Raw genomic sequence first — 26,615 nt, 5'->3', positions numbered from 1 at the left:
TCACACTTTTTATCTTTTAGTTATTTTAAGTTGTGTGTCCGGTTAAGTATAGCCACATTAGATCATACCGAAGCATCGAGTAAGGAACTGGATAAAACAGCTCATAACCTGCAACAAATTATTAATATGTTTAAAGTATAGTTAAGTTAAGTTAAGCTGAGTTCTGGATAATAATTAGCGGTATTGTTTAGTTAGTGCTCATCCGTAAATAGGTTTTTTATATAAATAATCGTAGGGTGCTGCTGAGGAACGAAGCGCACCGCTATTAATTATTGGAAGGGTGCGAAGCCAAATGGCATTAGAAATTATTAATATCAAATTGACAGTGAGTATCCACTGAAAAAAATGCTTTACAACTCATATCAATGGACAAAAAAAAGCGCTTTCCTAATGACAGGAAAACGCTTTTTTCTTGATATAGCTTGGAAATATTAAAACTTATTCAGCTTCAACAATAATCTTCACTGTGGCATTTACATCGCTATGTAAATGAATATCAATTTCATATTCACCTAACTCACGAATTGCACCTTCTGGCATACGTACTTCACGTTTTTCAACGTCAGCGCCAGCAGCAACTAATGCTTCTGCAATATCACCATTGGAAACAGAACCGAACATACGGCCTTCATCACCGGCTTTACGAACGATAACCACTTCTTTGTCGTTAAGTGTTTCAGCACGTGCAGTAGCAGCGCCTAAAGACTCAGCAGCAGCCGCTTCAAGCTCGGCGCGACGTCCTTCAAACATTTTCACGTTTGTTTCAGTGGCAGGTAATGCTTTACCCTGTGGAATCAAATAATTACGACCGAAACCTGACTTAACAGAAACCTGATCGCCTAGTTGACCCAGCTTATTGATTTTTTCTAATAGAATAATGTTCATGTGAACTCTCTCTAAATTTACTGTTAATCGTGACTATTAATCGTGGCTATCAGTATATGGAAGTAAAGCCAGGTAACGAGCGCGTTTAATTGCTGTTGACAATTGACGCTGATACTTAGCACTGGTACCAGTGATACGGCTTGGTACGATTTTACCGTTTTCCATGACATAGTTCTTAAGAGTAGCAAGATCTTTATAATCGATCTCAGTAATACCCTCAGCAGTAAAACGACAGTATTTTCTACGACGGAAATAGCGTGACATTTTTCTTCACCTTTTCTTTATTAAATCTCTATTGGATACATCAAATCCGCTTAATTTATTTTAATCGGCTTTGATCGAATGTTTAAGCTTAAACTATTGCCTTATTCAGCGGCTTCAGTTTTAGCTTCAGCAACAGGTGCAGTCTCAGTTTTTTCTGGTGCACTCGCAGGTTTTTCGGATGCTGGTTCTTCTTTCTCTTTTACTAGAGGAGAAGCATCAGTATACGGACCTTTCATAGAGATAATCAGGTTACGAATAACGGCATCGTTGAATCGGAAAGCATGCGTTAATTCATCAATGATTGCTGGCTCACACTCAACATTCATTAACACATAATGTGCTTTGTGGATTTTGTTAATTGGATAAGCCAACTGACGGCGCCCCCAATCTTCCAGACGATGGATACTGCCACTATTAGATTCAATAGTAGCGCGATAGCGTTCGATCATTGCAGGTACTTGTTCACTCTGATCTGGGTGGACAAGAAATATTATTTCATAATGTCTCATTTAGACAATCCTTACGGGTAATTAGCCTTTAAGAGTGGTTAATCAGCTTCCTATGGATAAATTTCATATCGTTATACGAGAAATTACTCACAAAAAGCAAGGAATGACGAACCCATGGTTCGTCAAAGTGCGGTATTATATGATTTTTCCAGTGAGAGTTCAATACAATTATTTATCTGAGATCTCATCTAATAGTTCTTCTAACTCAGCCTGAATAATGCGCGGGTCGCAATTATTGTTTTTATCTATGTCAGCAATATTAAATTGCTGATTTTCGCTCTGAGTTTCAATCTTGTTTTCAATATGAGTGTCACCCTGATTTTTAGAGTCAGAGTTTAAATCAAGATTCTCCAGAAAGTCATTCACTGAAATCTGCACGTCAATAGCAAATGTTGTTTTACCATTATCACGTTTAAAACGTCGGATCTTAGTACTGCCCGCTTTATGAGCAATTTGACGTAATTCACTTTCTGTTCCGGCTATTCGTATTTTCAGCATGAGCCTTTCCTATTGTGAGAGTTTGGCAAATCAATGAGCTTACAATTAGCTACGTTGTTTAGCTACGTTGTCGCAGGGCTTCAAACAATCCAATACCCGTAGCAACGGAGACATTGAGGCTTTCAACCTGACCCAGCATGGGAATTTTAACCAGAGCATCACAATTCTCACGTGTTAAACGACGCATGCCCTTGCCTTCAGTACCCATGACTAAAGCCAAAGGTCCGGTCAGATCACTGCTATAGATTGTATCATTAGTTTCATCGGCAGTGCCAACAATCCAAATTTGATAGCTTTTTAGTAGTTTTAGCGTACGCGCTAAATTTGTCACTTGAATGAGAGGCACACTTTGATCGGCACCACAGGCAACTTTTCGTACTGTAGGGGTTAGGGAGACTGAACGATCTTTGGGAACAATGATTGCGTGCACACCTGCAGCATCAGCAGTACGCAGACAAGCACCTAAATTATGGGGATCTTGCACACCATCGAGAATTAATAAGAACGGCGGCACATCCAGGGTTTGTAATAAATCATCTAAAAAACTCTCGGATTTTACTTTGGGCGCCTTGCTTTGTGCGACAACGCCTTGATGGTTGCCGGAAGTAAGCTCGTCCAGTTTTTTTCGCTGTACTAAGGTGACCTTAACCGATTTTTTCTTCGCCAGTTCAACAATGGCACTAATGCGGTTGTCTTTACGACCACGATCAACATATAAAGCCGTTATCTGCTCAGAAGCCAGCTCTTTTGTGTCATCACCATTGCCATCATGACCCTTGCCATCATGACAATAGTTCAATGCTGATTTGACGGCATGAATGCCAAAAATCAGTTCATCCATCGACGTCTTCTATTGCGCTTCTTTTTTGGTTTGGCAGATGTTTCATTTTGACTATCTTGCGGCTGAGCCTTAGCTTCTGAAGGCTTAGCTTGTGGCGCATTCTCTTGTGAAGCACTGTTTTGTGGAGCCTTATCCTGTGGAACATTCTCTTGTGGAGCATTCTCTTGAGAAGTATGTTGAGGTGCAGATGATTTGCCCCCTTTATTAAACTTCTTTTTCTTCTTAAAGCCAGGACGATCTTTTTTACGCTTTAAATCAGGCCCCGCATTCAGAGCCACAAAATCAATTTTACGTTCGTCTAGGTTCACTGCAGCGACTTTGATCCTGATCTTATCGCCTAACTGGAACACTTTACCCGTATGTTCGCCTTTCATCTTATGACTCATTTTATCAAAATGATAATAATCATCTTTAAGCGCAGTAATATGAATCAGACCTTCAACATGAATTTCATCCAACACCACAAACAAACCAAAACCTGTCACGGTGCTGATACGACCTTCAAATTCTTCACCAACTTTATCCAGCATATACTCACATTTCAGCCAGTCCGTTGCATCACGGGTGGCATCATCAGCACGACGTTCTGTGATAGAACAATGCTGACCCAGTTCATTCATTTGCTCTAGGGTATAGTTATAAGTGCTGGCTTTGTTGCCACGAACAATGTGTTTAATTGCACGATGCACCAATAAATCAGGATAACGTCGAATCGGTGAGGTAAAGTGAGCATAGGCTTCAAATGACAGGCCAAAGTGACCAACATTTTCTGCTTCATAGACGGCCTGAGACAAACTGCGTAACATCACTATCTGCAAGACTTCAAAATCTGGACGTTCTTTAATTTCATTCAATAGCTTAGAATAATCTTTGGCTGTGGGTTCATCACCACCGCCTAAACTTAAACCTAAGGGTGAAATAAATTCTTTTAAGCCTTTGAGTTTTTCGTCAGTTGGCCCTTTGTGATTGCGGTACAAAGCCGCTATTTTGTTTTTCAATAAAAAATTAGCAGCACTGACATTGGCCGCTAACATACATTCTTCAATCACACGATGAGCATCATTGCGGGTAATAGGCGCGAGTTTTTCAATTTTTCTGTCTTCACCGAAAACAATTTGTGTCTCAACGGTTTCAAAATCAATGGCACCTCGTTGCGAACGCTTTTCAGCCAATACTTTATACAATTGATACAATTCATGTAAATGCGGCAATAAATTAGCATATTGCTCACATAGTTCAACATCACCATCTATGACCATCGCTGCCACTTGGTTATAAGTCAGACGTGCATGAGAACGCATAAGTCCTTCACTGAAACGATGACTAACCACTTCACCCGAGGCAGAGATTTCCATCTCACAGACCATGCTCAAACGATCCACATCAGGATTCAATGAACAAAGGCCGTTGGATAAAATTTCCGGCAACATGGGTACCACACGACCGGGGAAGTATACTGAAGTACCACGGCGTTTTGCTTCGGCATCTAAGGCTGTGCCACGTTCAACATAAGATGACACGTCAGCAATAGCCACCCAAAGACGCCAACCGTCTTTGTTTTTACCTGATGTAATGCGTTCGCAACAAACTGCATCATCAAAATCTTTGGCATCTGCACCATCGATGGTGAGCAATAAATGATTACGGAAATCTTCCCGACCCACTTTACTGGACTCTGGCACGAATGCTTCTAAATCAGCAATTTCTGCTTCGAGCATAATAGGCCATTCATGAGGGATTTTGTAGCTACGAATCGCTACGTCAATTTCCTGCCCCGGCTCCATGTGGCCGCCTAGATTTTGAATCACACGCCCCTTGGCGCGTTGAAAGCGGGTAGGAAATTGTTGAATTTCGACCATCACCATCTGACCGACTTCTGCGCCATAGGTATGTTCTTCTGCAATGATAACGTCATGATTGATACGTTTGTGATCAGGTACAACCATCAAAATACCATCACGATTTTCCAACTGACCAACAACGGTATTAGTATTATGTTCCAGGATTTTAACTAAAGCACCTTCACGGCGCCCTTTTCTATCCGTACCAGAAACACGTACCTGTACGCGATCACCATGAAACAAGATGCGCATATCACGCATACCCATAAACAGATCACCGCCACCATCTTCGGCAAGCACAAAACCAAAACCATCGGGATGTGCGGAGACAATACCTTCTAATACTTCGGATTCAGAAATTAACTCATAGCATTTACGGCGATTAAAAAATACCTGACCATCTCGTTCCATTGCACGCAGACGACGGCGTAAGCCTTCTTTTTGATCGGGATCATCTAATTTCAGCAGTTTTTCGACTTGAAAACGATTAATCGGTTCCGGCTGTTCAGTCAGCAGATCAAGAATAAATTCTCGACTCGGGATAGGATTATCGTAATTCTTTGCTTCGCGTTTAGCGTAGGGATCGGAAACCTGATTTGGTTTTCCGCTCTTTTTACGGGTATTTTTATTGCGGTTATTGCTAGAGTTTTGACTCATATTTGTCCTTGCATTTTGGTGCTAATCGCTATCAGCTTATTAGCACCAAACCATTTATTCAAATGGGTGTTTTAATATAATCGTTTCATCACGATCAGGGCCGGTTGAAATAATATCAATCGGGGTTTTTGTTAGTTCTTCGATGCGCTTCAAATAAGCCTTGGCATTATCGGGTAGCACATCATAAGATTCAGCACCGACGGTTGATTCTGACCAACCCGGCATTTCTTCATAAATAGGTATACACTTTTCGTACAGGTCAGCACCAATCGGTGGTGTGGTAATTTGTTCACCATCCTTCCCATCTTTAAGCGCATAGGCAGTGCAGATTTTCAGGGTTTCCATGCCGTCCAATACATCCAGCTTAGTAATACACATACCGGTGACACTATTGATTTGGTTAGAACGATTCAGTGACACGATATCGAGCCAACCACAACGGCGTTCACGACCGGTTGTGGCACCAAACTCATGGCCTTTCTCACCCAGGTATTGACCAACATCATCAAATAATTCTGTCGGGAAAGGGCCTGAACCCACACGGGTGGTATAGGCCTTGGTGATGCCTAAAATATAATCAAAATATTGTGGGCCAACACCCGTGCCACTGGCGGCACCACCTGCTGTGGTGTTTGACGAGGTAACATAAGGATATGTGCCATGGTCAATATCCAGAAGTGCACCCTGAGCGCCTTCAAATAAGATACTATCGCCATTTTCACGGTATTTGTGCAATACATCCGTCACATCAGCAATCATGGGACGAATTTCATCCGCATAGGCTAAGGCTTCGTCTAAGGTTGTTTGATAATCAACCGTATCAGCTTTGTAGTAATGTTCCAGCGCAAAGTTATGGTATTCCATGACTTCTTTTAATTTGCTGGCAAATAATTCTGCATTGAGTAAATCACCCACGCGCAAACCACGGCGAGAGACTTTATCTTCATAGGCGGGGCCAATGCCACGACCGGTGGTACCAATGGCTTTTTTGCCACGAGCAATTTCACGCGCCTGATCCAATGCTACGTGATAAGGCATAATTAAAGGACAGGCTTCACTGATCAGCATTCTTTCTTTGGCATTTATGCCTTGCTCTTCTAGTTCTTTCAGTTCTTTGACTAAGGCATCCATTGCTAACACAACGCCATTACCAATCAAGCACTTCACATTATCTCTGAGGATACCCGATGGAATCAGGTGCAATACAGTCGTTTTACCGTCAATAACCAGTGTATGACCGGCATTATGACCACCTTGAAAGCGGGACACAGCAACTGCTTTATCTGTCAGCAGGTCAACGACTTTGCCCTTACCTTCATCACCCCATTGTGAGCCGATGATGATGACATTTTTACCCATGTGTAAATCCTCAATAAATTTCTGTATAAATAAAAGCTAATCAATTCAGTCATATTTGCGTATCAAGCTGATGCGCTGTAGTTACATACAATTACATGCAGTTACTTTGTAATATGCTGAATCGTTATAATTAAATGGCAACTAATTGCCATGTGCCTGAATCTTGACTCAAACAATGAGTACAGCCCATTGTTTGTGCATTGGCATTTGAAGCATCGCTGGCATCAACCAACTCACAAATAACCCGTTTACCTTGTTCGCGTAGTTCAGCCACCCTAGTCATTAATTCTGGATCAGTGCTTGCTGGTGCAAAAATCACTTCATCCACTTGACTGACAGATACTTCTTCACGAATCGAAACTAAGTGCGTTAAATCTGAGCTAAACCCAGTGGCGGCTCTGGAACGACCAAAGGTTTCACCGATGCCGTCATAACGACCACCCTGAGCAATATCCTGACCATATCCCGGTAAATAAGCGGCAAAAACCACGCCAGTATGATAGTTATAACCGCGTAATTCAGCTAAATCAAAATACAGTTTCTGTTCTGGAATCCTCGCAAGTAAACCCTTGGCAATGGCTTCAAGATTATCCAGTTCAGTATGGACTTCATCGCCCGTTAATAGTTGCCGTGCTTTTTCTATGACGGAAATATCACCATTCAAGTCAACTAATGCTAAAAATTGCGCCTTATACTCTTCGCGAATAGGCAAGCCAGCACAATATTCAGTCAATTCCGTCACAGCTTTACGCTGTAAGGCATCAAACAAAGTATCTTCTTCTATTTTACTCAATTTGGCTTGTTTCGCCAAACTACGAAAAATACCGACATGACCTAAATCAATATGAAAGCCATCTAAGCCCACTGATTTTAGGGTTTCCACCATGAGTAGCAAAACTTCAATATCACTCTGCGGACCACTATGTCCATAGAGTTCAATGCCAACCTGTAGCGGACTACGCGATTGATTAAATCCTTCAAGGCGAGTTTTTAATACCTGACCGATATAACAGAAGCGTGATGGCTGATCAGTTTTTATATGATGCGCATCAATTCGTGCTATCTGTGGTGTCATATCGGCACGTACACCCAGTAGTTTGCCGGAAATTTGATCCGTCAAAGTAAACGTCATTAACTGTAAGTCATGTCCAGTCCCAGTCAATAAAGAGTCCAGAAAATCAATCATGGGGGGCTCGACTAAGTCATAACCCCATGTTTGATATAAATCGAGCAGGCTACGACGTTGTGATTCAATTGTTAGGGCTTGTGGTGATAAAACTTCCTGAATACCTTCAGGTAATAACCAACGATCTTTAGTTAACATATTATACTGTTGTATCTCATTTCAACTCTAAGGATATAAGAGCTGTGTAAAAAAATAGTGTTTGGGTAATAATAAATACAGATTAATGCTTGAGCAGATAAATCGCCGCTGCACCGATCACCATACTGATGATCCCACTCCAACGTAGCTGTTGATCACTCATTTGCGCAGCACTGAGCATCATTTGTTTAAACATTTTAGGGTTCAATATTGGCAATAAACCTTCCAATACCAACATCAACGCACCTGCAATGAGAATTTCATGCCACATAAACGAAAAAAATCCGGATTTTTACCAAATCCGGATTTTATACTATTTTACCTGTAGATTGTACTATTTTATGAGTAAATCAGGGGATAAGCGATTACTGCTTACCCTTATTATTCTTAAAATAGTTAAAGAAGTCTGAATCAGGCTCCATTACCATCACATCAGAGGCGCTGCCAAAAGTGTTCTGATAGGCATTCAAACTACGATAAAAAGTAAAGAATTCCTTATTTTTACCATAGGCTGTCGCGTAAATCTCAGAAGCTTTCGCATCACCTTTACCACGTACCTGTTCGGCTTCTTTAAAGGCATCCGCTTTTAAAATAGTCACTTGACGATCAGCTTCTGCAGTAATTTTAGCCGCACTTTCATTACCCTGAGCCCTAAGCTCTTTAGCAATACGCGTACGTTCAGTTTCCATACGACGGAAAATTTTATTACTGACCTTAGGCGGGAATTCAATACGCTTAATACGTACATCCACAATTCTTACACCAAAAGCGGTCACATCTTTATTGGCTGACTTATTAATGTCATCCATAATCACATGACGCTCACCGGAAATGACTTCGTACATATTTCGACGACCGAATTCATTACGCAAACCTTCTTTTACGATGGTCGCAATCCGTTCTTGTGCAATATCCATATCACCACGCATGGAAACATAGAACTTTTTCACATCATTGATTTGCCACTGAATAAAGGAATCAACCACCAGAATTTTCTTTTCCTCGGTCAAGTAATCTTCAGGTTTGGCATCAAAGGTCTGAATACGTTTATCGAACTTACGCACATTATTCACAAAAGGCAATTTAAAATGTAGGCCAGGCTGATAATCCGAGCGCTCAATTTTACCCCATTTGAATAAGATGGCCGCTTCGGTTTCCTGCACGGTAAACATGGATGCTGAACCAATGATACCCAGTATCAATACTGCTATCGCAACTAATAATTTCATTAACGTTTCTCCCTGATAGATGGTCGAGCCCGTGAATTATCACTATTAGTATTACGGAACTTGGAAGAACGATAGTCAGACTGTTGATTACCTTTTTGGTAATTACCATCTTCGCCGACTAAACTCGTCGCATTACTGCCTGATGACATATTTGTGCCTCGCATCATTTTATCTAAGGGTAAGTACAGTAGATTGTTGCTACCCTTGGTATCAATCATCACCTTGCTGGTTTTACTATAGACTTTTTCCATGGCATCCAGATAAAGTCTGTCACGGGTGACTTCAGGTGCTTTTTCATATTCACCCAGGACACTTAAGAAACGAGCGGTTTCACCCTCTGCTTCTGCAATCACACGACCATTATAGGCTTGTGCACCAGCCACTTGACGGGCAGCACTACCACGTGCCTTTGGAATCACGTCATTACTATAAGCCTGAGCTTCATTGATATAACGTTCTCTATCTTCACGTGCCGCGTTGACATCTTCAAAAGCATCCTGCACTTGTGCCGGTGCTTTCGCACTCTGTAGAGTAAATCGAGTAATAATAACACCGGCTTTATAACGATCAAGAATTTCCTGAGCGAGAACACCAATTCTAGAAGCAATTTGGCTACGACCTTCAGTTAGAATGAAGTCCATGTCGTTTTTACCGACAATTTCACGTACCGAGCTTTCGGAAACCTGTCTCAACACCAAACCCGGGTCACGGACATTGAAGAGAAACTCTTCTGCATCGCTCACCTTGTATTGCACCGCTACTTTGACTTCAACAATGTTTTCATCTTTGGTCAGCATGTGTGCTTCATGTTGGTTGCTACCAATGTTCAGGCTTCGTGAAGCACTGACATCGACAAGCTGGTAATCCTGTATGCCTGGTGCATACCATTGAATACCTGCATCAACGGTTTTATAGGCTTCACCGAATTGCAATACGACAGCCTTTTTACCTTGATCGATAGTATAAATACCCGATAAAGCCCAAACGCCGATAGCAATGACTGCTACGATGACAAAGAGATACGTTGGCGGAGGGGTGTTGCCAAAGCGGTTTTCACCTGAACTGCCAGAGCCATTCCCACCTGAACCACTACCCCCCTTCTTACCGCCAAATAGCTTGCCGATTTTATCATTGAGGTTTTTGATCACTTCATCGAGATCAGGTGGCCCCTGATCATTATTCTTTTTATTGCCCCACGGATCATTATTATTAGGACCGCCGCCAGGTTCATTCCAGGCCATTTAATACTCCAATTTCGTTCAAAGTCCTGCTAGCAGGATAAACATTATTGATATTTTGCAAGACTTGATCTCATTAGCCGACTGTTTTTAAAAATATTTAAAAAATAGCTAATGATGTCTTACGCGAAATAAACTCGAATCTTATCTAACCCGCTCCAAAGAGTCTATAGTTTATTATAAATACTATCTATGGTTAAACTTCATTGTATCTATAGTGTGTCAGACATCAATGAAGTTTAACTACAGGTAGATAAGACTATGTAGTACATTTTTCGTTCACTATAATAGCTCACTGAAACCTTCTTTTTTCAATAAATTATCAAAATCTCTTGAGGTGGTTTCAATTGTCACCAACCAGTCACCCTGCTCATTGTATTGCTCATCAAGAATATCCACATAAGAATACAAAATAGCGCGCCACTGACCTGCTTTAGCAGGCACTTTCAGTTGTTTTTGCACCCTTTCTTTACTGAAAAACTCAGCAACACTTTCCAGTAACAAATCCATGCCGGTGTTTTCCACCGCAGACAGCCAAACCCGTAATACATTACCGGAATTATCACGTTCAATACGCGCTTGTTGCTCACTGAGCAAATCCACTTTGTTATAAACTAATATTTGTGGCGTATTTTCCGCTCCCACCTGCTTCAAAACTGAGTTAACCTCAGCAATGTGCATGTCACGATTGTCCGTATGAGCATCGATTACATGCAATAACAAATCGGCTTCACGGGTTTCTAACAAGGTTGCATGAAAGGCATCTACTAGATCATGGGGGAGATTACTGATAAAACCAACCGTATCAGCCAAAACCATGGATAAATTTTTTGGTAACTCCACTCTTCGCAAGGTAGGATCGAGGGTCGCAAAGAGCTTGTTTTCAACATAAACACTGGATTCAGTCAGTTGATTAAACAACGAGGACTTGCCAGCATTGGTATAGCCCACTAAGGAGACCGTCGGCAATTCAGCACGTTGACGAGAGCGACGGCTTTGTTCCCGTTGCTTACGGACTTTTCCTAGACGCTTATTGAGTTGTTTGATGCGCATACCCAATAAGCGACGGTCAGTTTCTAGCTGAGTTTCCCCTGGCCCACGTAAACCGATACCGCCTTTTTGGCGTTCCAAATGCGTCCAACCTCGAACAAGGCGCGTCGTCATGTGGCTCAATTGAGCCAGTTCTACCTGCAATTTGCCTTCATGAGAGCGTGCTCTTTGAGCAAAAATATCAAGAATTAGGCCGGTTCTATCTAAAACACGGCATTGCAGCATAATTTCTAGGTTACGTTCTTGAGCGGGTGATAATTGATGATTGACCAGTACCAGATCGGCCTGATGTAAATCAACTGCATCTTTGACTTCCTGAGCCTTGCCGGTACCAATAAAATATTTAGGCTCCGGTTTAACCCGTTTGCCTTTGATGAAGGCGAGTGGTTCAGCACCAGCCGACAAGGCCAGATCATAGAATTCACTTTGCGCTTCTTCACGCAAACTTGCTGATTTTTGTAGACTGGTTTCGCTATTCATCGTTTCTGAATAGTGATTCATAACAGTAGGAAAATCGATATGAACCAGTAAAGCACGTTCTCCAGTTCCAACAGGGCGATCAAACAATGACGGGATTCCTTTTAATACACATTACACAATAGCTTCTTTAAAAGAGACTCTTCTAAAGGCAACATAAATTGATTTTTCGAGCAATTGATAACAAAGGATTTAGCTGGCAAACAGCTAATGCCATTTGCCATGCAAAGGTCTAGATCGGATAGAGAGTTACTTATGAGTTATTACCTGAGGATGGTGTTTCGTCAGTCACTAATTTAATGTTTCTTGACGGCACAATCGTAGAAATAGCATGCTTGTAAACCATTTGGCTGACAGCATTTTTTAACAAAATTACAAATTGGTCAAAAGATTCAACCTGTCCCTGAAGTTTGATACCATTAACGAGATAAATTGAGACGGGAACCCGCTCTTTTCTCAAAACGTTCAAATAAGGGTCTTGTAGTGCTTGCCCTTTACTCATTTTAACTTCTCCTAATTATAATTTTTAGTATTTATTTTCATGCCAACCACCCCTCAAGCATCATTTCTTTGCAGCAGCTTAAGTTTTGCAACAGCCTAAGTTTTGCAAAAATAATATTCTATAGTAATCGTTATATTAAATATATAAGTAAATTCCAATAGAAAGGCAAAGGCTAGCATTCTCCTCCTAAAATCACCCTGGATACTGAAAAAGTGTAAAGTCAGTCCATAAAAAAGGCAATTTATACCCCTAACAAATCGCAACACTATGAAAAAAAATCATAAAATAAAGGTAATTAAAAATATTCTATATTGATTTATAACAAAATAACATAGACTTATAATGCGACTTTATAATGGAAAACCCTAGGGTTTTCCATAAAACTTTCCAACTAATACTAAGGGTTCTACCAAACTTTAACATATAACTATATTAATATATACAGAAAACAATAAATACTGTGAGCGTTCATTGATCAAGTTAAAATAGCTTCCAGGTTTTGAACAGCCTGAGCAAACTTATTGTTATTCTCTATCTCAAGCCATAGCGCATCTTCTTCGCGGCGTAACCAGGTCATCTGACGTTTGGCAAATTGCCGAGTAATGGTTATCCCCCGCTCTATCATTTGTTGTTTGTCCATTTTGCCTTCCAGATACTCCCATACCTGTCGATAACCTACCGCTCTCATAGATGGCAAAGACAAGTCCAGATCATCCCGCGCATAAAGTTGCTGCACTTCTTCAATAAAGCCCTGTTCAAGCATCTTATTAAAACGAATAGCGATTCGTTCTCTTAAGAGCTCTCTGGATTTTGGTGCGACGATTATTTTATAGGCCTCACAATCCAATGCCTGTGCCTGGTTTTCCTGCTGTAATTGAGTCATTGACTTGCCTGAAATCTCATACACTTCCAAAGCACGTTGTACTCTTTGTGGATCATTGGGATGAATTCGCTTTGCCGCAACGGGGTCAATTGCTGCTAATTTTTCATGCATAAACGCGCCCCCCTTGAGTGCGGTTTCAGCATCTAATTGTTGTCGAATAGTCTCATTTGCTGGGGGCAATTCAGACAGGCCATACAACAAACTGCGATGATAGAGCATTGTCCCACCGACCAACAAGGGAATTTTATCCCGGGCATGAATGTCAGACATAAGCGCCAAAGCATCATTTCTAAAATTAGCCGTTGAATAGGATTGCGCTGGATCTAAAAAGTCAATGAGATGATGGGGAGCAAGGACTAGCTCTTCTGCTGTTGGTTTCGCCGTTCCAATGTTCATGCCCTTATAAATTAAGGCTGAATCCACACTGATAATTTCAAAAGGGTATTTTTTTACCAACTCGATAGCGAGGTCAGTTTTTCCAGAGGCTGTTGGGCCCATAATAAATACTGCAGCAGGTCGTTGTGTCATTTTAATCTCAGTTGAGGATCTCAAAATAAGTGTTTCAGTTTAGTTTGATCCAATGTTGTCCAGATAGCTTGCTGCTTAAACAATATTCTTTCAGCGTCGTTTTTACTGCTGTACTCTGCAAGCAATTTCAACAAGTCATTCTGCTCATTCAGACTCAATGCTTGCACTTCTAAAGATTGAATCAGACAGTCTTGATATTTTTCTTCATCATTATTAGAGCTGTTTTTAATTTCTTTCAGTAACGCTTGAAACAATAATTCAAGATTGATCTGACAGCCTGGAATCCCATAAAGAGCGGGTAAGCTTCTGATCATCAGCGTGTCATCAGCCAATTGACCAAGCTCAATGCCAAGGTATTTCAGTGCTTTTTGATGTGCTAACAATACCTCTATAGCAGTATTTTTTAGGGTAATTGTTTCAGGAATTAATAAGGGTGTAGCTTGTTCTGCAGTAAACAATTGTTGCCATAAATACTGCTGTGCTCTGCCAATATGCACAATATAAATTTCTGCCTGTCCGGCAGAGTTTATATGCTGACTCAAGAGGTAATTTTCAATCAAGGCTCCCAAAGAAGTACCCAAGCAATTCGCTTTTTTTGCTCTGTCCAGTGGTGTTTTATTTCCAGTATTCGCCACATCATTCTGTTGATATAATTGCTGTAAACCACTTAATTGCTCAGCGACTTGATGTTCATTTATTGACGACTGAGTACTTGGCTGGTACTGCTTGGCTGGGTATTGTTTTTGTTGGTATTGGCCGCCCTGACTATAAGGATTGACATACGCTTTAGCGTGTTCATATTCACTGCTCACATCTTTACTAGGCACGCTTTTAAGTGCAGTATCCGACTGTGATTTAGTAATAAGCAGATCAGTTTGTGCTTGTGGATTGAGCGGTTCTGGAAAAAGTGCCTGTTTTAGAGCACTATAAATAAAATCATGAACTAATCGTGACTGCCTGAAACGCACTTCGTGCTTAGTGGGATGCACATTAACATCGACCTGTTGCGGATCAATTTCAAGATAGAGAATATAGGCGGAAAAAGTATCTTCTGGTAATAATTCCTGATACGCCTGCCGTAAGGCATGATTAACCAGCTTATCTTTAATATAACGACCATTGACATAAAAATACTGCCAATCCGCCTGTTTTTTATGCCATTGTGGCGCACTCACCCAGCCCCAAAGACGTAGCGAGCCCATATTGCTAAAATGATCGGCACTAAAGTCCACTTTATTGGCATGTTCTATAAAGTCAGGGGAGAATAATTTGCCAATGCGTTGAATGATGGCTTTTTCAGTGACTGCAACGGGCAAATTTCTCACTAATTTTTTGTTATGCGTCAATTTAAAGGCAATATCAAACTGGCTCAGTGCAATACGCTTTACGATATCATCAATATGCTTAAATTCAGTCTTGATGGTGCGCATGAATTTGCGCCGTGCTGGGGTATTAAAAAATAAATCCCGAACTTCAATTGTCGTACCCTGTGGCTGTGCAACAGGCTCAGGCTCAGCATTATAGTTAGCAAAGTCACTATCAGTGCCGGTATCGATCTGCCATGCCTGTTGCTCAGCTTGTTTGCTTTTAATGACTAATTTTGACACCGCACTGATACTCGCCAATGCTTCACCACGAAAGCCTAGGCTTACAATCTGCTCTAATTCTTTAAGGCTGTGTATTTTACTGGTGGCATGACGCGTGACAGCCAACGACAGATCATCTTTATTAATGCCGGAACCATCATCAGTGACACGCACTAAGGCGCTTCCTCCACGCTCAATCTCGACATGGATTTGTTGACTATGGGCATCAATGGCATTCTCTAACAATTCTTTGACCACTGAGGCTGGTCGTTCAACAACCTCACCTGCTGCGATTTGATTTGCCAATTGTAGGCTAAGGGATTTAATACGAGAGCTAATGGTAACAACTCCTAAAATTCAGGGCGAATAATAACGGCAGACAGACTAAGATTTTATGTTACTGAAAACAGATTGGCAACTTTAATCCATGCTATTTATTCCTCAAGTCTTGTTATTTCTTGCCTATAGTTAAAATAACGGAAACTGTACTATACTCAGATTTCATGTCGTTTATATTGACAAGCTTGTTGTAAAAATCAGGAACTTTCATAATGTTGATTAAAAATAAACTGCTCATCGGTGCCATTACCCTAGCCATTATTCCTGTCGTATTAGTCGGTTCTGTTGTCGGCTGGCTGAGCGTTGATTCCAGTCAAACGGCATTGAAGCAACAAATTCAAAACCAGCTGACCAGTATACGTGATACCAAAAAAAGTCAAATTGAACATTATTTTGATATTATTAATAAGCAAGTCATTACTTTTTCAGATGATCAAATGATCATTGATGCTATGGGATTATTTAACACCGCCTTTCACGATTATCGTGAAGAAACCGGCGCTCAGGTCACCGCAGAAATAAAGACAAATGTCGCTAGCTATTATCAAAAACCTTTTTCAGCTGAATACAAAAAACGTAATGCCAATCAATTACCTGATATTTCAGCAATTATTTCATCATTGGATGATGATTCTTTAATCCTGCAAAACAAGTTTATTATGACCAATAAGCATCCTTTAGGTAGTAAGGATACGCTCATTAGTATTGATGATAATTCGCAATACGATAAGCTACACAAAAAATATCACCCACATATTCGTCATTATTTACAAGAATTTGGCTACTATGATATTTTTTTAGTCAATCATGAAACCGGCGATATTGTTTATTCTGTGTTTAAAGAGCTTGATTATTCTACCTCTTTGATTGATGGCCCCTATGCGAAAACAGGCATCGGTATTGCTTTTGCCCAAGCCAATAAAATCACCACACCTAACACCGCTAAATTAACTGATTTTGCGCCTTATTTTCCATCTTATCAGGATCCAGCATCCTTTATTGCCACACCCATTTTTGACCAGGGTAAAAAAATAGGTATTTTAATTTTTCAAATGCCCATTGATGCAATTAATGGCGTCATGACGCATGATAAAAAATGGGCAGAGGTGGGACTAGGTGAATCGGGTGAAACCTATCTGGTGGGTGCCGATCAAACAATGCGCAGTGTCGGGCGTTTTTTGGTTGATGACAGAGAGGGTTATCTGGCGGCCATTAAATCTGGAGATCTTGATTCTGAAACAATAAAATCCATCGCTTCAAAAAACACCACCATTGGTCTACAACCAGTGCAAACATTGGGTGTTAACGATGCCCTAGCAGGCAATACCGATTTTAAAATTTTCCCAGACTATCGTGACATTTCCGTCTTATCTGCCTATGCCCCCATTAATATCCTTGGCTTAAAATGGGCGATTATGAGTGAAATAGATAAGGAAGAAGCCTTTAGACCAGTCACTCAACTGGTCAAAAAAATTCTAAGCTCAACACTGATCATCGCACTGATTATCATTATTTGTGTCATTATCATCGGCTACTTATTTTCCATCACTATTACAGCACCTATCAACAAAATTGCTGACTCCATGGAAAACATTGCTAAAGGCGACGGCGACTTAACTCAACGCCTTGATGAAACACGTAAAGATGAACTAGGACGATTGGCAATTGGCTTTAATTTATTTGTGATTAAAATTGAAACCGTGATAAAAAATATTTCCAATGGCTCCTTAAAATTAGCTAAATCAGCCGAAGAATTATCATCTTCAACAGAACAATCAAAACTCGCACTGGAAGAACAAAAAAATAATACTTCACAAGCAGCAGACTCCATGCATAACATGAGTCAAGAAGCACTCGACGTTTCTGAGAGTGCTAAAATTGCAGCCCAGGCTGCGCGGAATGCTGATCAACAAGCGAAGGAATGTGTCAGCCACGTCAATACAGCCACCACATCCATTGAGCATCTTTCAAGCGATGTGGGAAATACAGAAAAGGTCATCCTGTCTCTGGAGTCCAATAGCCAAATCATTGGTACCGTATTAGATGTCATCAAAGGGATTGCAGAACAAACGAATCTATTGGCACTCAATGCCGCCATTGAAGCCGCTCGGGCAGGCGAGCAAGGTCGTGGCTTTGCCGTAGTTGCAGATGAAGTACGTATGCTGGCACAAAAAACCCAGGAATCCACACTGGAAATTCAGAATATCATTGAAGAACTACAGGGCAATGCCTCAAAAGCATCCAATGTGATGCTCAAAAGCAAAGAGAATATGGATCAAACCGTGACCCATATTGAAAATATCGGTCAAACCTTATCCAGTTTATCAACTGCGATTGCAGAAATCGATACCATGGCATCCAATATCGCATCTTCTGTTGAGCAACAATCCACTGTTGCCAATGACATTAATAATAATATCACTAATATCAATACTGTCTCAGAAGATATTAGCCATAGTTCCAACGAATCCGCTATTGCCAGTAATCAATTATCGCAATTAGCCAAGCAATTGCAAAGCCTCGTGGATAAGTTTAAAGTCTCATAAGGATTCAGTCTAAACCTATTAGGTTTTTATCAGCAGATGGTGCGTTTCAACGGAATTGCTCAATTAAAAAGGACACTATATTGCTCCCATCAAAAACAATTGCAGAGAGAATTTTTTTCGATCTGGCTTCACTTTTTGCCCTGATCTCTGCCCTATTATATTTCTTTGGCCTCATTTTTATTGAGGCCAACATGACGGGCTATGGCTTAAGTAATGACTTTGTTAAAGTTGAGTTTAGAGATGCCATCCTCTATGGTTTTTTGGCATTAATGATCACCCCTTTTTATAGCACCCAAATTTGGTTATTTTCGTTGCTAGGACTACTCCCGCTGATTTTAAAAAAATATTCCTCCGACGTGCCCGCCATTGTTATCTCTGCGGGTATGCTGTTTTTCTTTCGTTTTCAGGTAGGTGCTAGTTATGACACTGGAGAGGGAATGGCCAAAGAAGAAATGAGTAACTTCTCAATAAGTCTGTGCATTTAAACAGCACAAACTTTACCTTTCAGCAACTCAGGCAGATATGGGATCAAATTTCTCTTGCTGATCCGGTCATTAATAAAATCCCAGAATGAAATTCCTTGTTTCAAACAAGTTTTCTTTAAACTGACAAAGGTATCTCTGCAAAGTTGCCCATCCTTTGAGCGTGTACTACCACTAATTTTACGCTTAATAACATATTCTCGAATATCATTTTCACTCAAATTATTATGAAGAGGAATATCAGGCCGTTCCAATACCAGCAGTAATTCTGTTTTATTTCTTGCCAATCGTTTCAGTGCCTGATTCAACGTTTCAAAGCTTGTTTTAGTCCGGCACAATTCATCAAAATGTTCAGCAATCGCTGACTTCAACGGATCATCTGGCTCAAGTTTATATTGTTTGAGATCATAAAATAGTTCCCAAATCTGAGTATGTACCCAGTTCAGTTCTTTATCATGTCGCTCATTGAGTGGTAGTATCCGCTGAAACACTCTGTCTGCATGTATCCAACATAATGCGTGCAACAAAATATCAAATTGTCCTGCATCATCACTCACAATCACCAAATCACTTGGAAAGCCACTGTTAATTAATGCCCCAGTAAAGCGCCTTCTGTGGCAATGCGAACATGCCGTTGTGTTATGATACTATTGTTCTGCAGATAGTATTTCCAGGCTTCTTCATTATCAAAGCAAGTCTGATGACTTTGTTCAATAACGCTCAATGGCTTGTGAGGTAATTTTTCTGCTCTCATATAATCAAGTGCTGCATCGTTGAGCGTATAATCAACAGCAGCACCTCGTAACAATTGTAGAAAATTAATCCGGCTCTTATATCGAGTACTTGAAAACCAGGCAAAGGTTTCATTGCCAACGTGAGTACAATAACCATTCTTTCCATCATGACGACTACCCGTATCATCAACATGGATATAAGTACTATTGTTGATACCGGCAGTTAGCAATGTATTTTTTCAGTATGAAAATGGTCTTTGTCATGGATTAAAATCTCATTGATCTGACCCGTTGAAATATCAAAACCTAATTCTGTTAATTGTTGTATTATCAATGGCTGAGTCACTCTCTGGTGATAATATTGATAAACGATATAACTCTGTAATGTATGGCCAAAATGTCCTATATGTGTATCAAAGCTCAATTTTCCTATACAGGTATCACCATCGGGTGTTTTATAGCGAGCCAATCGATAACGAGTATTGAAAGGCTTAATCAGCAGCTCCTGAACAAAATAATCCTGATACCCTAAAAAACGTGAATGTTCTGGCAGGTTATCTGGTTTGATAACGGTGGTTTTATGAATAGCCAATTTCTTCTTTCGTTTACGACTTTTACTAGTCCCATTTCCTGAGTTGTTTTTCTTGCTTCCTGAATGACCTGTCGGATTATCATTGTCATCATCCTTTGGCAATTTACTGGCTCTTATTTTAGGCTTTGGAGGTAGCTTTTAAGCTTAGCAACTTCTGTTTTAAGGGCATCGATTTCAACCTGTTGGTTTTGAATGATTTCCTGTTGTTGCTCCATGAAAGCAAGGAGTAATCGGACTACCGGTGTCTTTTCTTCTTCAGGTATCTCTGGAATTGGAGGTAATTTTTTCACTATAATCAATACAGGTTGTTTTCAATAAAACAATTGTATCATGGCTTTTTAAGGCTCTTTAGTTTGCCCTGTGTTGATCAAACTCCCTCTCAGTTAAGATAATATTCAAAAATATTCTATTTCGATCTGAGACAGATCGACAGGATCATTTATAGGGATAAATTACATGGGGCAGTGAAAATGCAATTTTTGTCCTCTAAAATGCTGTCAAGACTTTTTTTGTTTTTATTTCAAGTTTTGCACAGACTTATTGAGAAGTTACAGAAATGAATGATATTGCTTTGATTTATAAAAACAAAGCAGTTGAAGATTTTGAAGTGCCTAAACTAAAGGTTCAATACAAAGAAGCCGACAGCTCAATAAAAACAGTATACGGTTATGGCCTCGATGTGCCCGGTGATTATTTTGTATTAGTAATGAAGGACAAAGTCGTCGCTATTAAAAAAAGTAATGTCACAACGGTTATTTTTAAACTGGATAAAAACCACGAAGATTAACGTCATCATTGCATAAATTACAAGCAATTTTCACAAACAGCATAGCCTTTTTTACTGCGTACACCCAATCTATCAATAATATAAATAAAACGCTTTTTAATGCCAGGCAACGATAGTTTTTGTAAATTAATGGTGATTTTGTCATCTTGCCATTGCTCTGCCGGAATCACAAAAATTTCAGTTGATTCGCTATAAACTTGGCTGTCTGTCAATTCTATGCGGGCAATATAATTATCACCCATTGCCATATACACATTGTCATAAATTGCCTGAAAGTTTTTACTATCACCATTTCCCCACCAGCCTGGAATTCTAAGACGATCATATTCATAAGTCTTTGGCGGTGCGAGTGCGGCGGGTCTATCAGTCTTTAGAAACTGATACAAGCCTTTATCTACATTAGCCACTTGAAAAAAAGTGTGCCATTTTCAGTTTGCGGTGCATCCGCATCCGTTTTGGTATAAAACGAAATGAAGTTGGTCTGCTTAAAGTCCCACCAAACAGGCCCTCCTGAAACATAACTTAGCGTGCCATCATTACCGCCAATAATCATAGAACCTCTCCCAGCATGGGAGGGAACACATAAGTCCGCTTTACCCTCACGATCATAATAACCATTTTCACCATCAGTCAGCCAGGTAAATTTCCAGGAGCTTATTGAGGGAAAAGTATTCGGTGTCGATGCACCGGAAAAAGTAGCGCCCGGGGGCATATAAACCGAATAGGATAAAAATAAATTTGCAGTACGTTGTGGAAAAATAGTGACAAGGGTGGGCCGAGAACTCCAATCTTTAAAATTATTGGCAGCCAAACCCATTTCATTCGAATTATATTGTTCAAAGTGAGTCGAACCCAAATTAGACGACCATTGACCTATATGCGGAGAGTCCAAAGGAATAATCTCGCCGTCACTGCCATTAGAAAAATTATCATATAAGATAACAGTTGGCCCCTGCTTAAAGCCTTCCCCCGTTATCGTTAAAATCTCTTCCGCACTCGTTTGGCTTATGCGAGTATTAAAAATGGCTGGAATATCAACTGGCACAGCTGACGACATAGCAGATTTGGACAAAATAATAATCTTATTGGCATTACTGGCATATTGAGATTGCAGGGCAAAAACAGGATGGATTAAAAACCATTGACTCAGAATCAAAGCAATACTTAATCGTTTTATCAAACCTTGCATCCACTTATTCCTATTTAATCGAGTAATTCATTCATTTTAAACTGCTTTTACGACTATAAACTGCGAATAGCATCAAAGATCAGACAGACTAATCACTGACTATTAGCACAAATAACATTAAGCTATCGAATTCGATAACAATCGGCAATTTAAAAAATAAAATTATCAATTACGATAAATTGATTTAAACCCTAATTGCTACTATAATCACAATTATAAATTAAATTATCAAATAAGGCTAATTATGAGTAAATCATTGCTATCAATCCTTGATGCCATTATTACCGAAGGTAAACACCTAGGCTATACTCAAAAACAAATTTGCCAAAAAGCCGGAGTATCTGAAGTTGCACTATCAAGAGCACGTAAACAAAGTGATATTCGCTTTTCCACACTGGATAAATTATTACAAAGTGTTGGTCTGAAAATCACTACGATTGCCGATATTCCCTTATCAAACTTGATTAATGATGGTGAGTTATTTCAATGAAAGATCGTCATGCGGTTGTCTGGACTAGACTCTCAGGGGTACCAATTAAAATGGGCGAACTCTATACCACTGAGTTGGAATCCCGCTTTGTTTATGATGATGCTTTCCTAAGTATGAACTTACCGGGCTTGGGCATAATTTTATCACCAGAGTTTTTTTCTCACAGCACCATAAAATGGACACGAACAGAGCGCTTTGACTTTCCTCCGCCACTACAATCTTTAATTCCCCCCGCTGATGAACACAATTTTCAACGCCATCTAATTATGAACTATCTGGAAACATCCGGCATAAAAAGGGGCAATGCCTTTGACAATGACTGGAACATTCTAACCCTGAGCGGTCATGGTGGTATCGGCCATTTGGATACCTTCAGTTCAGATGAAAAAGCCATCACTTGGTATTCATCACCTGCTTTGCCACAAATAGCCGCATTGGGCAAAGAATCCACTTTGGGGTTTTCATTAAAAAATATGCTTACCTGGTTTGATGATGAAAGTGGTCATTTACTGGAATTTATGGGGCCGACACCCAGTGTTGGCGGTGCTATTCCCAAGCTATTATTATCCATCCCTAAAGCAGGCTGGAATGGCATGGTCGGCTTGCCCACACGTTTTGGCAATACCCAGTTTACTGATATTATTTTAAAACTGGAAAAAGACACTGCCTATCCGGGAATATCCGAACTAGAAGCACTCGGCTTGGATTTACATAAAAAAGCCGGTTTTGAAACACCGCGTTATTGGCTGAGCCAATTTAATGGTATCCATGCCATTGCCATCGAACGCTTTGATCGTGACCAGCGGTGTATTCCCGTATTTCAGGAAAGCTTATTTTCTATCCTTGCCTCAGGTAATAAAGGCTTACAGAATCATTATGATGCCACTTATGATCAAATTGGCCGTATGTTTGATAACCCACGTGTCACTATTATTGCCGATCGTAAAGCAGCCAAACAGCACCTATTAAAACGTCTGCTATTATCTTTTTTAAGTGGCAATGGTGATCTACATCTGGAAAACTTAAGCATTCAAATCCGAGAGGGGATCAGTGATTTTTCACCCGTCTATGATCCCGTGCCGATGCGGGCCTATCGTATTCATAACTTATTAAGTGTTATGCCCTTTGGTGATTATGGTGACGTTGTTGACATTGTTGACGGTCATGAACAAGCAATCAACTTCACTAGCGCTGTCAAACGTTTAAATCAGGCGCTGGGATTCGATCAGGATTCATTAGTAAAACTCATTGCAGAACTATTAGCAATAACAGAAGATTTCAGCGCGCGCGTGACAGCGCTTGAACGCTTGCCCGCAGAAAACAAAACGAATTTAATTCAAATCCATACACAGATTAGAAATCAGTTGGCAGAGATTTAATTATCAGATGTTTAATTATCAGATGTTTAATTATCAGATGTTTAATTATCAGATGTTTAATTATCAGATGTTTAATTAACTAAGCTTTAATTGGCAGAGACTTAATCAGAATACATGGTCATGCCATCATTAAGTCTGAGCCAACCTTTAAGAATGCGGTAAATAAACCAAAGATAATTTATAAGCAAGATGCCATAGCCAAAAATTAAAAAAGCAAAAACACTGCCGACAATTCCCCACAATAGGCTGAACCAAAAGGTTCTAATTTGCCAGCGAAAATGAGATTCGGCTAAAGTCCCCTGCACACTGTCTTTTTTAAGATAGTTAAGAATGATGGCTGCAAACAAAGGCAAGGCAGTAAAAACTGCCAATGCCTGTAAGGCATACACAACATAAGCGATAGTTTTATTATCTTGGTTGGTAAAGGTATTCAAATTCAAAAGGTAGCTTTCCTAATAAAAATTTCAATGACAGGCTAAATAGCTATTCATCCGCGCCCCAAAAAGCAGCATTTTTTTCCAGAAATTCATGGTAAGGCATATAATGACTGCCATCACAGGAAAAAGTCAAACTGATCAAACCATTAAAAATATTAATCGACGCTGAGCGCAAATAAATCGTGTCATCCGCAATACGCAAATTTTTCATAGTGGAAAAAATGGGCTTAATCTTATCCATGGGTATTAATGCATCTTCAGGGTAAGGTCGTTTTGGATAGGCCATACAAATATCCGTATCCAACAAGGCTTCCTGATCTAAAATACGATAGCGATAGGGATCATCCATGACCCAAACCGTGGCTCGACTGCTGGAAAAGTGAAAGACGCCCTGAAACATGCCCCTCTGGGTCAATAACTCCTCCAGAATCGCAAAGATCTGATCAATATTTTGATCCAGTACACTTTCTACACGACTTTGTTGAAACACCAAACTACGAATAGACGGATCACCTTTGATTTGTCGCCAGTCATTGGATTCCTGATACAATTTTGTCGTCACCGGTAGATCCCGCAAATCGAAATCAGCACCTAAAAAACCGACGGCTTCATTATTCTTTTTGATCACTTGCAGAGCAGTTAATGAGGGGCGCGTGAGATTTATACTAATATAGGCATCGGACAACAAAAAACCTTCCGAAGGAACGACTTCTTTCATATACGGACGATCAGAACGATCACGGCCAAAATGCTTAGTGATTAAGCCCTGCTTACTCATGTTGTCACTCAACTGGACACCATTGAGATCCGTTAGATAAAGGTAAGTACAGTTGGGTATCTGTGCAAACTCAGAGCTCAGCACAGCATTAATTTTATCACGTTCAAATTCTATTGCAGCACATTTTTCAGCAATAGCATGCAAGGGTATAGACAGTGATTTTGCTAGCAATTTCCGTTGTTTGCTAATACTGTTTTTCCAATTACTCTCAATCAAGTGAAAACATCCTCTACCGGGGAAGGTTTAAAAACATGACAATATTATAGTGATGCGGTGAAGCTTAGCAAAGAAATATTTCATTTTAATGTTATGATTCAAGTCACAATTCAATTAATATTTCAATCGATGACTTAAAACCTTAAATAATCAGTTAAATGAATAGAGCACCTATCGTCTAATGGAAATCTGGCAAATTTTAATTCTTTTTTTCGTCGGCCTTTTTGCTGGCTGGCTCAATGTTATGGCTGGCGGTGGTTCATTACTCACCATTCCAACCATGCTCTTAATGGACATTCCTGCCCCCGTTGCCAATGGTACTAATCGTATTGCCATTCTGGCACAAAATATCACTGCTGTTTACACCTTTTTTCGCAAGGGATTTTCTGACATAAAACTCAGCCTCAGTCTATCAGCCTTTGCCTCCATAGGCGCTGTCGGGGGCGCCTGGTTTGGTGTAAGTCTGGATGGTGTCTGGTTTGATCGTATGTTGGCTATGGTCATGATTTTAGTCATGATCGTCATGGCCACTGAGAAAAAGAAGCCTCTTGAGCAAACCGATAATAATACCCCGTTAAAAGTAAAAAATTTAGCCCTTGGGCATTTCTTAATGATACTGGCGGGTTTCTGGGGTGGCTTTATTCAAATTGGTGTAGGCTTTATTTTCATGCCGATTCTACATCGCGTCATGGGCTTTGATTTAGTCCGGGTGAATATGTACAAGGTCTTCATCATCCTCAACTACACCATCGTGGCCTTATTTATCTATGCCTCACAATTACAACTACTCTGGTGGACAGGATTGGGACTCGCCTTGGGTAATTCAATCGGCGGTTGGTATGGTGCGCACACCACCATAAACAAGGGCGAGAAGTGGATTAAAATTGTCCTCTATGTTGCCCTGACTGGTTTTATTATTAAACTCTTATTTTTTAGCTAAACTGAAACTATCTATCAGATTTTTTATTTCGTTCG

29 protein-coding genes are annotated in these 26,615 nt (G+C 40.2%); 6 read left to right on the top strand and 23 right to left on the bottom strand.

Annotation, left to right across the window (positions count from 1 at the left end):
• Positions 1-438: 438 nt before the first annotated feature.
• From rplI to mutL, 15 genes are all read right to left on the bottom strand, one after another.
• Complete coding sequence (rplI, locus tag JEU79_RS07440; protein ID WP_198263593.1) at positions 439-885, bottom strand: 50S ribosomal protein L9; 447 nt, start codon at positions 883-885, stop codon at positions 439-441.
• A 36-nt stretch (positions 886-921) separates the two neighbouring features.
• Positions 922-1,149: a 30S ribosomal protein S18 gene (gene rpsR / locus JEU79_RS07435; protein ID WP_198263592.1), complete on the bottom strand. Its 228-nt coding sequence runs from the start codon at positions 1,147-1,149 to the stop codon at positions 922-924.
• A 101-nt stretch (positions 1,150-1,250) separates the two neighbouring features.
• Entirely contained in the window at positions 1,251-1,658 is a 408-nt protein-coding gene (gene rpsF, locus JEU79_RS07430; protein WP_198263591.1) for a 30S ribosomal protein S6, read from the bottom strand.
• Between the two features lie 168 nt (positions 1,659-1,826).
• Positions 1,827-2,156 (bottom strand): hypothetical protein, encoded by a 330-nt coding sequence (locus JEU79_RS07425; protein ID WP_198263590.1) that lies wholly within the window; start codon positions 2,154-2,156, stop codon positions 1,827-1,829.
• Positions 2,157-2,214: 58 nt separating this feature from the next.
• Positions 2,215-2,997 carry a 23S rRNA (guanosine(2251)-2'-O)-methyltransferase RlmB gene (gene rlmB, locus JEU79_RS07420; protein WP_198263589.1) on the bottom strand — a complete coding sequence of 261 codons (783 nt, stop codon included), beginning with the start codon at positions 2,995-2,997 and terminating at the stop codon, positions 2,215-2,217.
• Positions 2,985-5,495, bottom strand: a complete 2,511-nt coding sequence (gene rnr / locus JEU79_RS07415) for a ribonuclease R (protein WP_198263588.1) — start codon at positions 5,493-5,495, stop codon at positions 2,985-2,987. The genes rlmB and rnr overlap by 13 nt, the downstream gene beginning before the upstream one ends.
• A gap of 54 nt (positions 5,496-5,549) precedes the next feature.
• A complete protein-coding gene (locus tag JEU79_RS07410; protein ID WP_198263587.1) occupies positions 5,550-6,854 on the bottom strand; it encodes an adenylosuccinate synthase in 1,305 nt (434 codons plus the stop codon).
• Positions 6,855-6,984: 130 nt separating this feature from the next.
• On the bottom strand, positions 6,985-8,178 hold the full coding sequence (locus JEU79_RS07405) for an ATP phosphoribosyltransferase regulatory subunit (protein WP_198263586.1): 1,194 nt from the start codon (positions 8,176-8,178) through the stop codon (positions 6,985-6,987).
• Positions 8,179-8,260: 82 nt separating this feature from the next.
• On the bottom strand, positions 8,261-8,449 hold the full coding sequence (locus tag JEU79_RS07400; protein WP_198263585.1) for a DUF2065 domain-containing protein: 189 nt from the start codon (positions 8,447-8,449) through the stop codon (positions 8,261-8,263).
• Positions 8,450-8,543: 94 nt separating this feature from the next.
• Entirely contained in the window at positions 8,544-9,407 is an 864-nt protein-coding gene (gene hflC, locus JEU79_RS07395; RefSeq protein WP_198263584.1) for a protease modulator HflC, read from the bottom strand.
• On the bottom strand, positions 9,407-10,648 hold the full coding sequence (gene hflK, locus JEU79_RS07390) for an FtsH protease activity modulator HflK (RefSeq protein WP_198263583.1): 1,242 nt from the start codon (positions 10,646-10,648) through the stop codon (positions 9,407-9,409). Before hflK ends, hflC begins: the two co-directional genes overlap by 1 nt.
• A 279-nt stretch (positions 10,649-10,927) precedes the next feature.
• Positions 10,928-12,262: a ribosome rescue GTPase HflX gene (hflX, locus tag JEU79_RS07385; protein ID WP_246540095.1), complete on the bottom strand. Its 1,335-nt coding sequence runs from the start codon at positions 12,260-12,262 to the stop codon at positions 10,928-10,930.
• A 163-nt stretch (positions 12,263-12,425) separates the two neighbouring features.
• Complete coding sequence (hfq, locus tag JEU79_RS07380) at positions 12,426-12,674, bottom strand: RNA chaperone Hfq (protein ID WP_198263582.1); 249 nt, start codon at positions 12,672-12,674, stop codon at positions 12,426-12,428.
• 475 nt (positions 12,675-13,149) lie between these two features.
• On the bottom strand, positions 13,150-14,085 hold the full coding sequence (miaA, locus tag JEU79_RS07375; protein ID WP_198263581.1) for a tRNA (adenosine(37)-N6)-dimethylallyltransferase MiaA: 936 nt from the start codon (positions 14,083-14,085) through the stop codon (positions 13,150-13,152).
• 20 nt (positions 14,086-14,105) lie between these two features.
• The gene (gene mutL, locus JEU79_RS07370) at positions 14,106-15,998 is read right to left on the bottom strand and encodes a DNA mismatch repair endonuclease MutL (protein ID WP_281401054.1); all 1,893 of its coding nucleotides are present in this window, start codon (positions 15,996-15,998) and stop codon (positions 14,106-14,108) included.
• A 224-nt stretch (positions 15,999-16,222) separates the two neighbouring features.
• Here mutL and JEU79_RS07365 point away from each other — a divergent pair, with 224 nt between their 5' ends.
• Together JEU79_RS07365 and JEU79_RS07360 are read left to right on the top strand one after the other, a co-directional pair.
• A complete protein-coding gene (locus JEU79_RS07365; protein WP_198263579.1) occupies positions 16,223-18,556 on the top strand; it encodes a methyl-accepting chemotaxis protein in 2,334 nt (777 codons plus the stop codon).
• An 80-nt stretch (positions 18,557-18,636) separates the two neighbouring features.
• Positions 18,637-19,041, top strand: a complete 405-nt coding sequence (locus tag JEU79_RS07360) for a hypothetical protein (RefSeq protein WP_198263578.1) — start codon at positions 18,637-18,639, stop codon at positions 19,039-19,041.
• On the opposite strand, the gene JEU79_RS26240 is transcribed toward JEU79_RS07360, so the two are convergent.
• From JEU79_RS26240 to JEU79_RS07350, 4 genes are read right to left on the bottom strand one after another with little or no spacing between them, the layout of a single operon-like run.
• Positions 19,038-19,595: an IS66 family transposase gene (locus JEU79_RS26240; protein WP_198264499.1), complete on the bottom strand. Its 558-nt coding sequence runs from the start codon at positions 19,593-19,595 to the stop codon at positions 19,038-19,040. The two genes, JEU79_RS07360 and JEU79_RS26240, sit on opposite strands and share 4 nt — an antisense overlap.
• Before the next feature lie 32 nt (positions 19,596-19,627).
• On the bottom strand, positions 19,628-20,002 hold the full coding sequence (locus JEU79_RS26235; RefSeq protein WP_246540093.1) for a hypothetical protein: 375 nt from the start codon (positions 20,000-20,002) through the stop codon (positions 19,628-19,630).
• Positions 19,996-20,466 (bottom strand): hypothetical protein, encoded by a 471-nt coding sequence (locus JEU79_RS26230; protein ID WP_246540091.1) that lies wholly within the window; start codon positions 20,464-20,466, stop codon positions 19,996-19,998. The genes JEU79_RS26235 and JEU79_RS26230 overlap by 7 nt, the downstream gene beginning before the upstream one ends.
• Before the next feature lie 11 nt (positions 20,467-20,477).
• On the bottom strand, positions 20,478-20,654 hold the full coding sequence (locus tag JEU79_RS07350) for a hypothetical protein (RefSeq protein WP_198263331.1): 177 nt from the start codon (positions 20,652-20,654) through the stop codon (positions 20,478-20,480).
• A 266-nt stretch (positions 20,655-20,920) separates the two neighbouring features.
• Here JEU79_RS07350 and JEU79_RS07345 point away from each other — a divergent pair, with 266 nt between their 5' ends.
• Positions 20,921-21,151: a hypothetical protein gene (locus JEU79_RS07345; RefSeq protein WP_198263577.1), complete on the top strand. Its 231-nt coding sequence runs from the start codon at positions 20,921-20,923 to the stop codon at positions 21,149-21,151.
• Between the two features lie 17 nt (positions 21,152-21,168).
• Here JEU79_RS07345 and JEU79_RS07340 read toward each other — a convergent pair whose 3' ends face one another.
• Complete coding sequence (locus tag JEU79_RS07340) at positions 21,169-21,558, bottom strand: hypothetical protein (protein ID WP_198263576.1); 390 nt, start codon at positions 21,556-21,558, stop codon at positions 21,169-21,171.
• The gene (locus JEU79_RS07335; protein ID WP_198263575.1) at positions 21,546-22,307 is read right to left on the bottom strand and encodes a hypothetical protein; all 762 of its coding nucleotides are present in this window, start codon (positions 22,305-22,307) and stop codon (positions 21,546-21,548) included. Before JEU79_RS07335 ends, JEU79_RS07340 begins: the two co-directional genes overlap by 13 nt.
• A 277-nt stretch (positions 22,308-22,584) precedes the next feature.
• Here JEU79_RS07335 and JEU79_RS07330 point away from each other — a divergent pair, with 277 nt between their 5' ends.
• Together JEU79_RS07330 and JEU79_RS07325 are read left to right on the top strand one after the other, a co-directional pair.
• Positions 22,585-22,830, top strand: a complete 246-nt coding sequence (locus JEU79_RS07330) for a helix-turn-helix domain-containing protein (RefSeq protein WP_198263574.1) — start codon at positions 22,585-22,587, stop codon at positions 22,828-22,830.
• Complete coding sequence (locus JEU79_RS07325) at positions 22,827-24,209, top strand: HipA domain-containing protein (protein WP_198263573.1); 1,383 nt, start codon at positions 22,827-22,829, stop codon at positions 24,207-24,209. Before JEU79_RS07330 ends, JEU79_RS07325 begins: the two co-directional genes overlap by 4 nt.
• Before the next feature lie 101 nt (positions 24,210-24,310).
• Here the strand turns inward: JEU79_RS07325 and JEU79_RS07320 are convergent, their stop codons facing one another.
• The gene (locus tag JEU79_RS07320) at positions 24,311-24,649 is read right to left on the bottom strand and encodes a DUF4870 family protein (RefSeq protein WP_246540089.1); all 339 of its coding nucleotides are present in this window, start codon (positions 24,647-24,649) and stop codon (positions 24,311-24,313) included.
• A 43-nt stretch (positions 24,650-24,692) separates the two neighbouring features.
• Positions 24,693-25,637: a PDC sensor domain-containing protein gene (locus JEU79_RS07315; protein WP_198265903.1), complete on the bottom strand. Its 945-nt coding sequence runs from the start codon at positions 25,635-25,637 to the stop codon at positions 24,693-24,695.
• 184 nt (positions 25,638-25,821) lie between these two features.
• Here JEU79_RS07315 and JEU79_RS07310 point away from each other — a divergent pair, with 184 nt between their 5' ends.
• On the top strand, positions 25,822-26,580 hold the full coding sequence (locus JEU79_RS07310; RefSeq protein ID WP_198263572.1) for a sulfite exporter TauE/SafE family protein: 759 nt from the start codon (positions 25,822-25,824) through the stop codon (positions 26,578-26,580).
• Positions 26,581-26,615: the final 35 nt, after the last annotated feature.

This window comes from sulfur-oxidizing endosymbiont of Gigantopelta aegis (genome assembly GCF_016097415.1).
Taxonomy (GTDB): Bacteria; Pseudomonadota; Gammaproteobacteria; order GRL18; family GRL18; genus GRL18.
The sequence above is the reverse complement of the archived record's forward strand: the minus strand, read 5'-3'. Positions and strand labels throughout refer to the sequence as shown.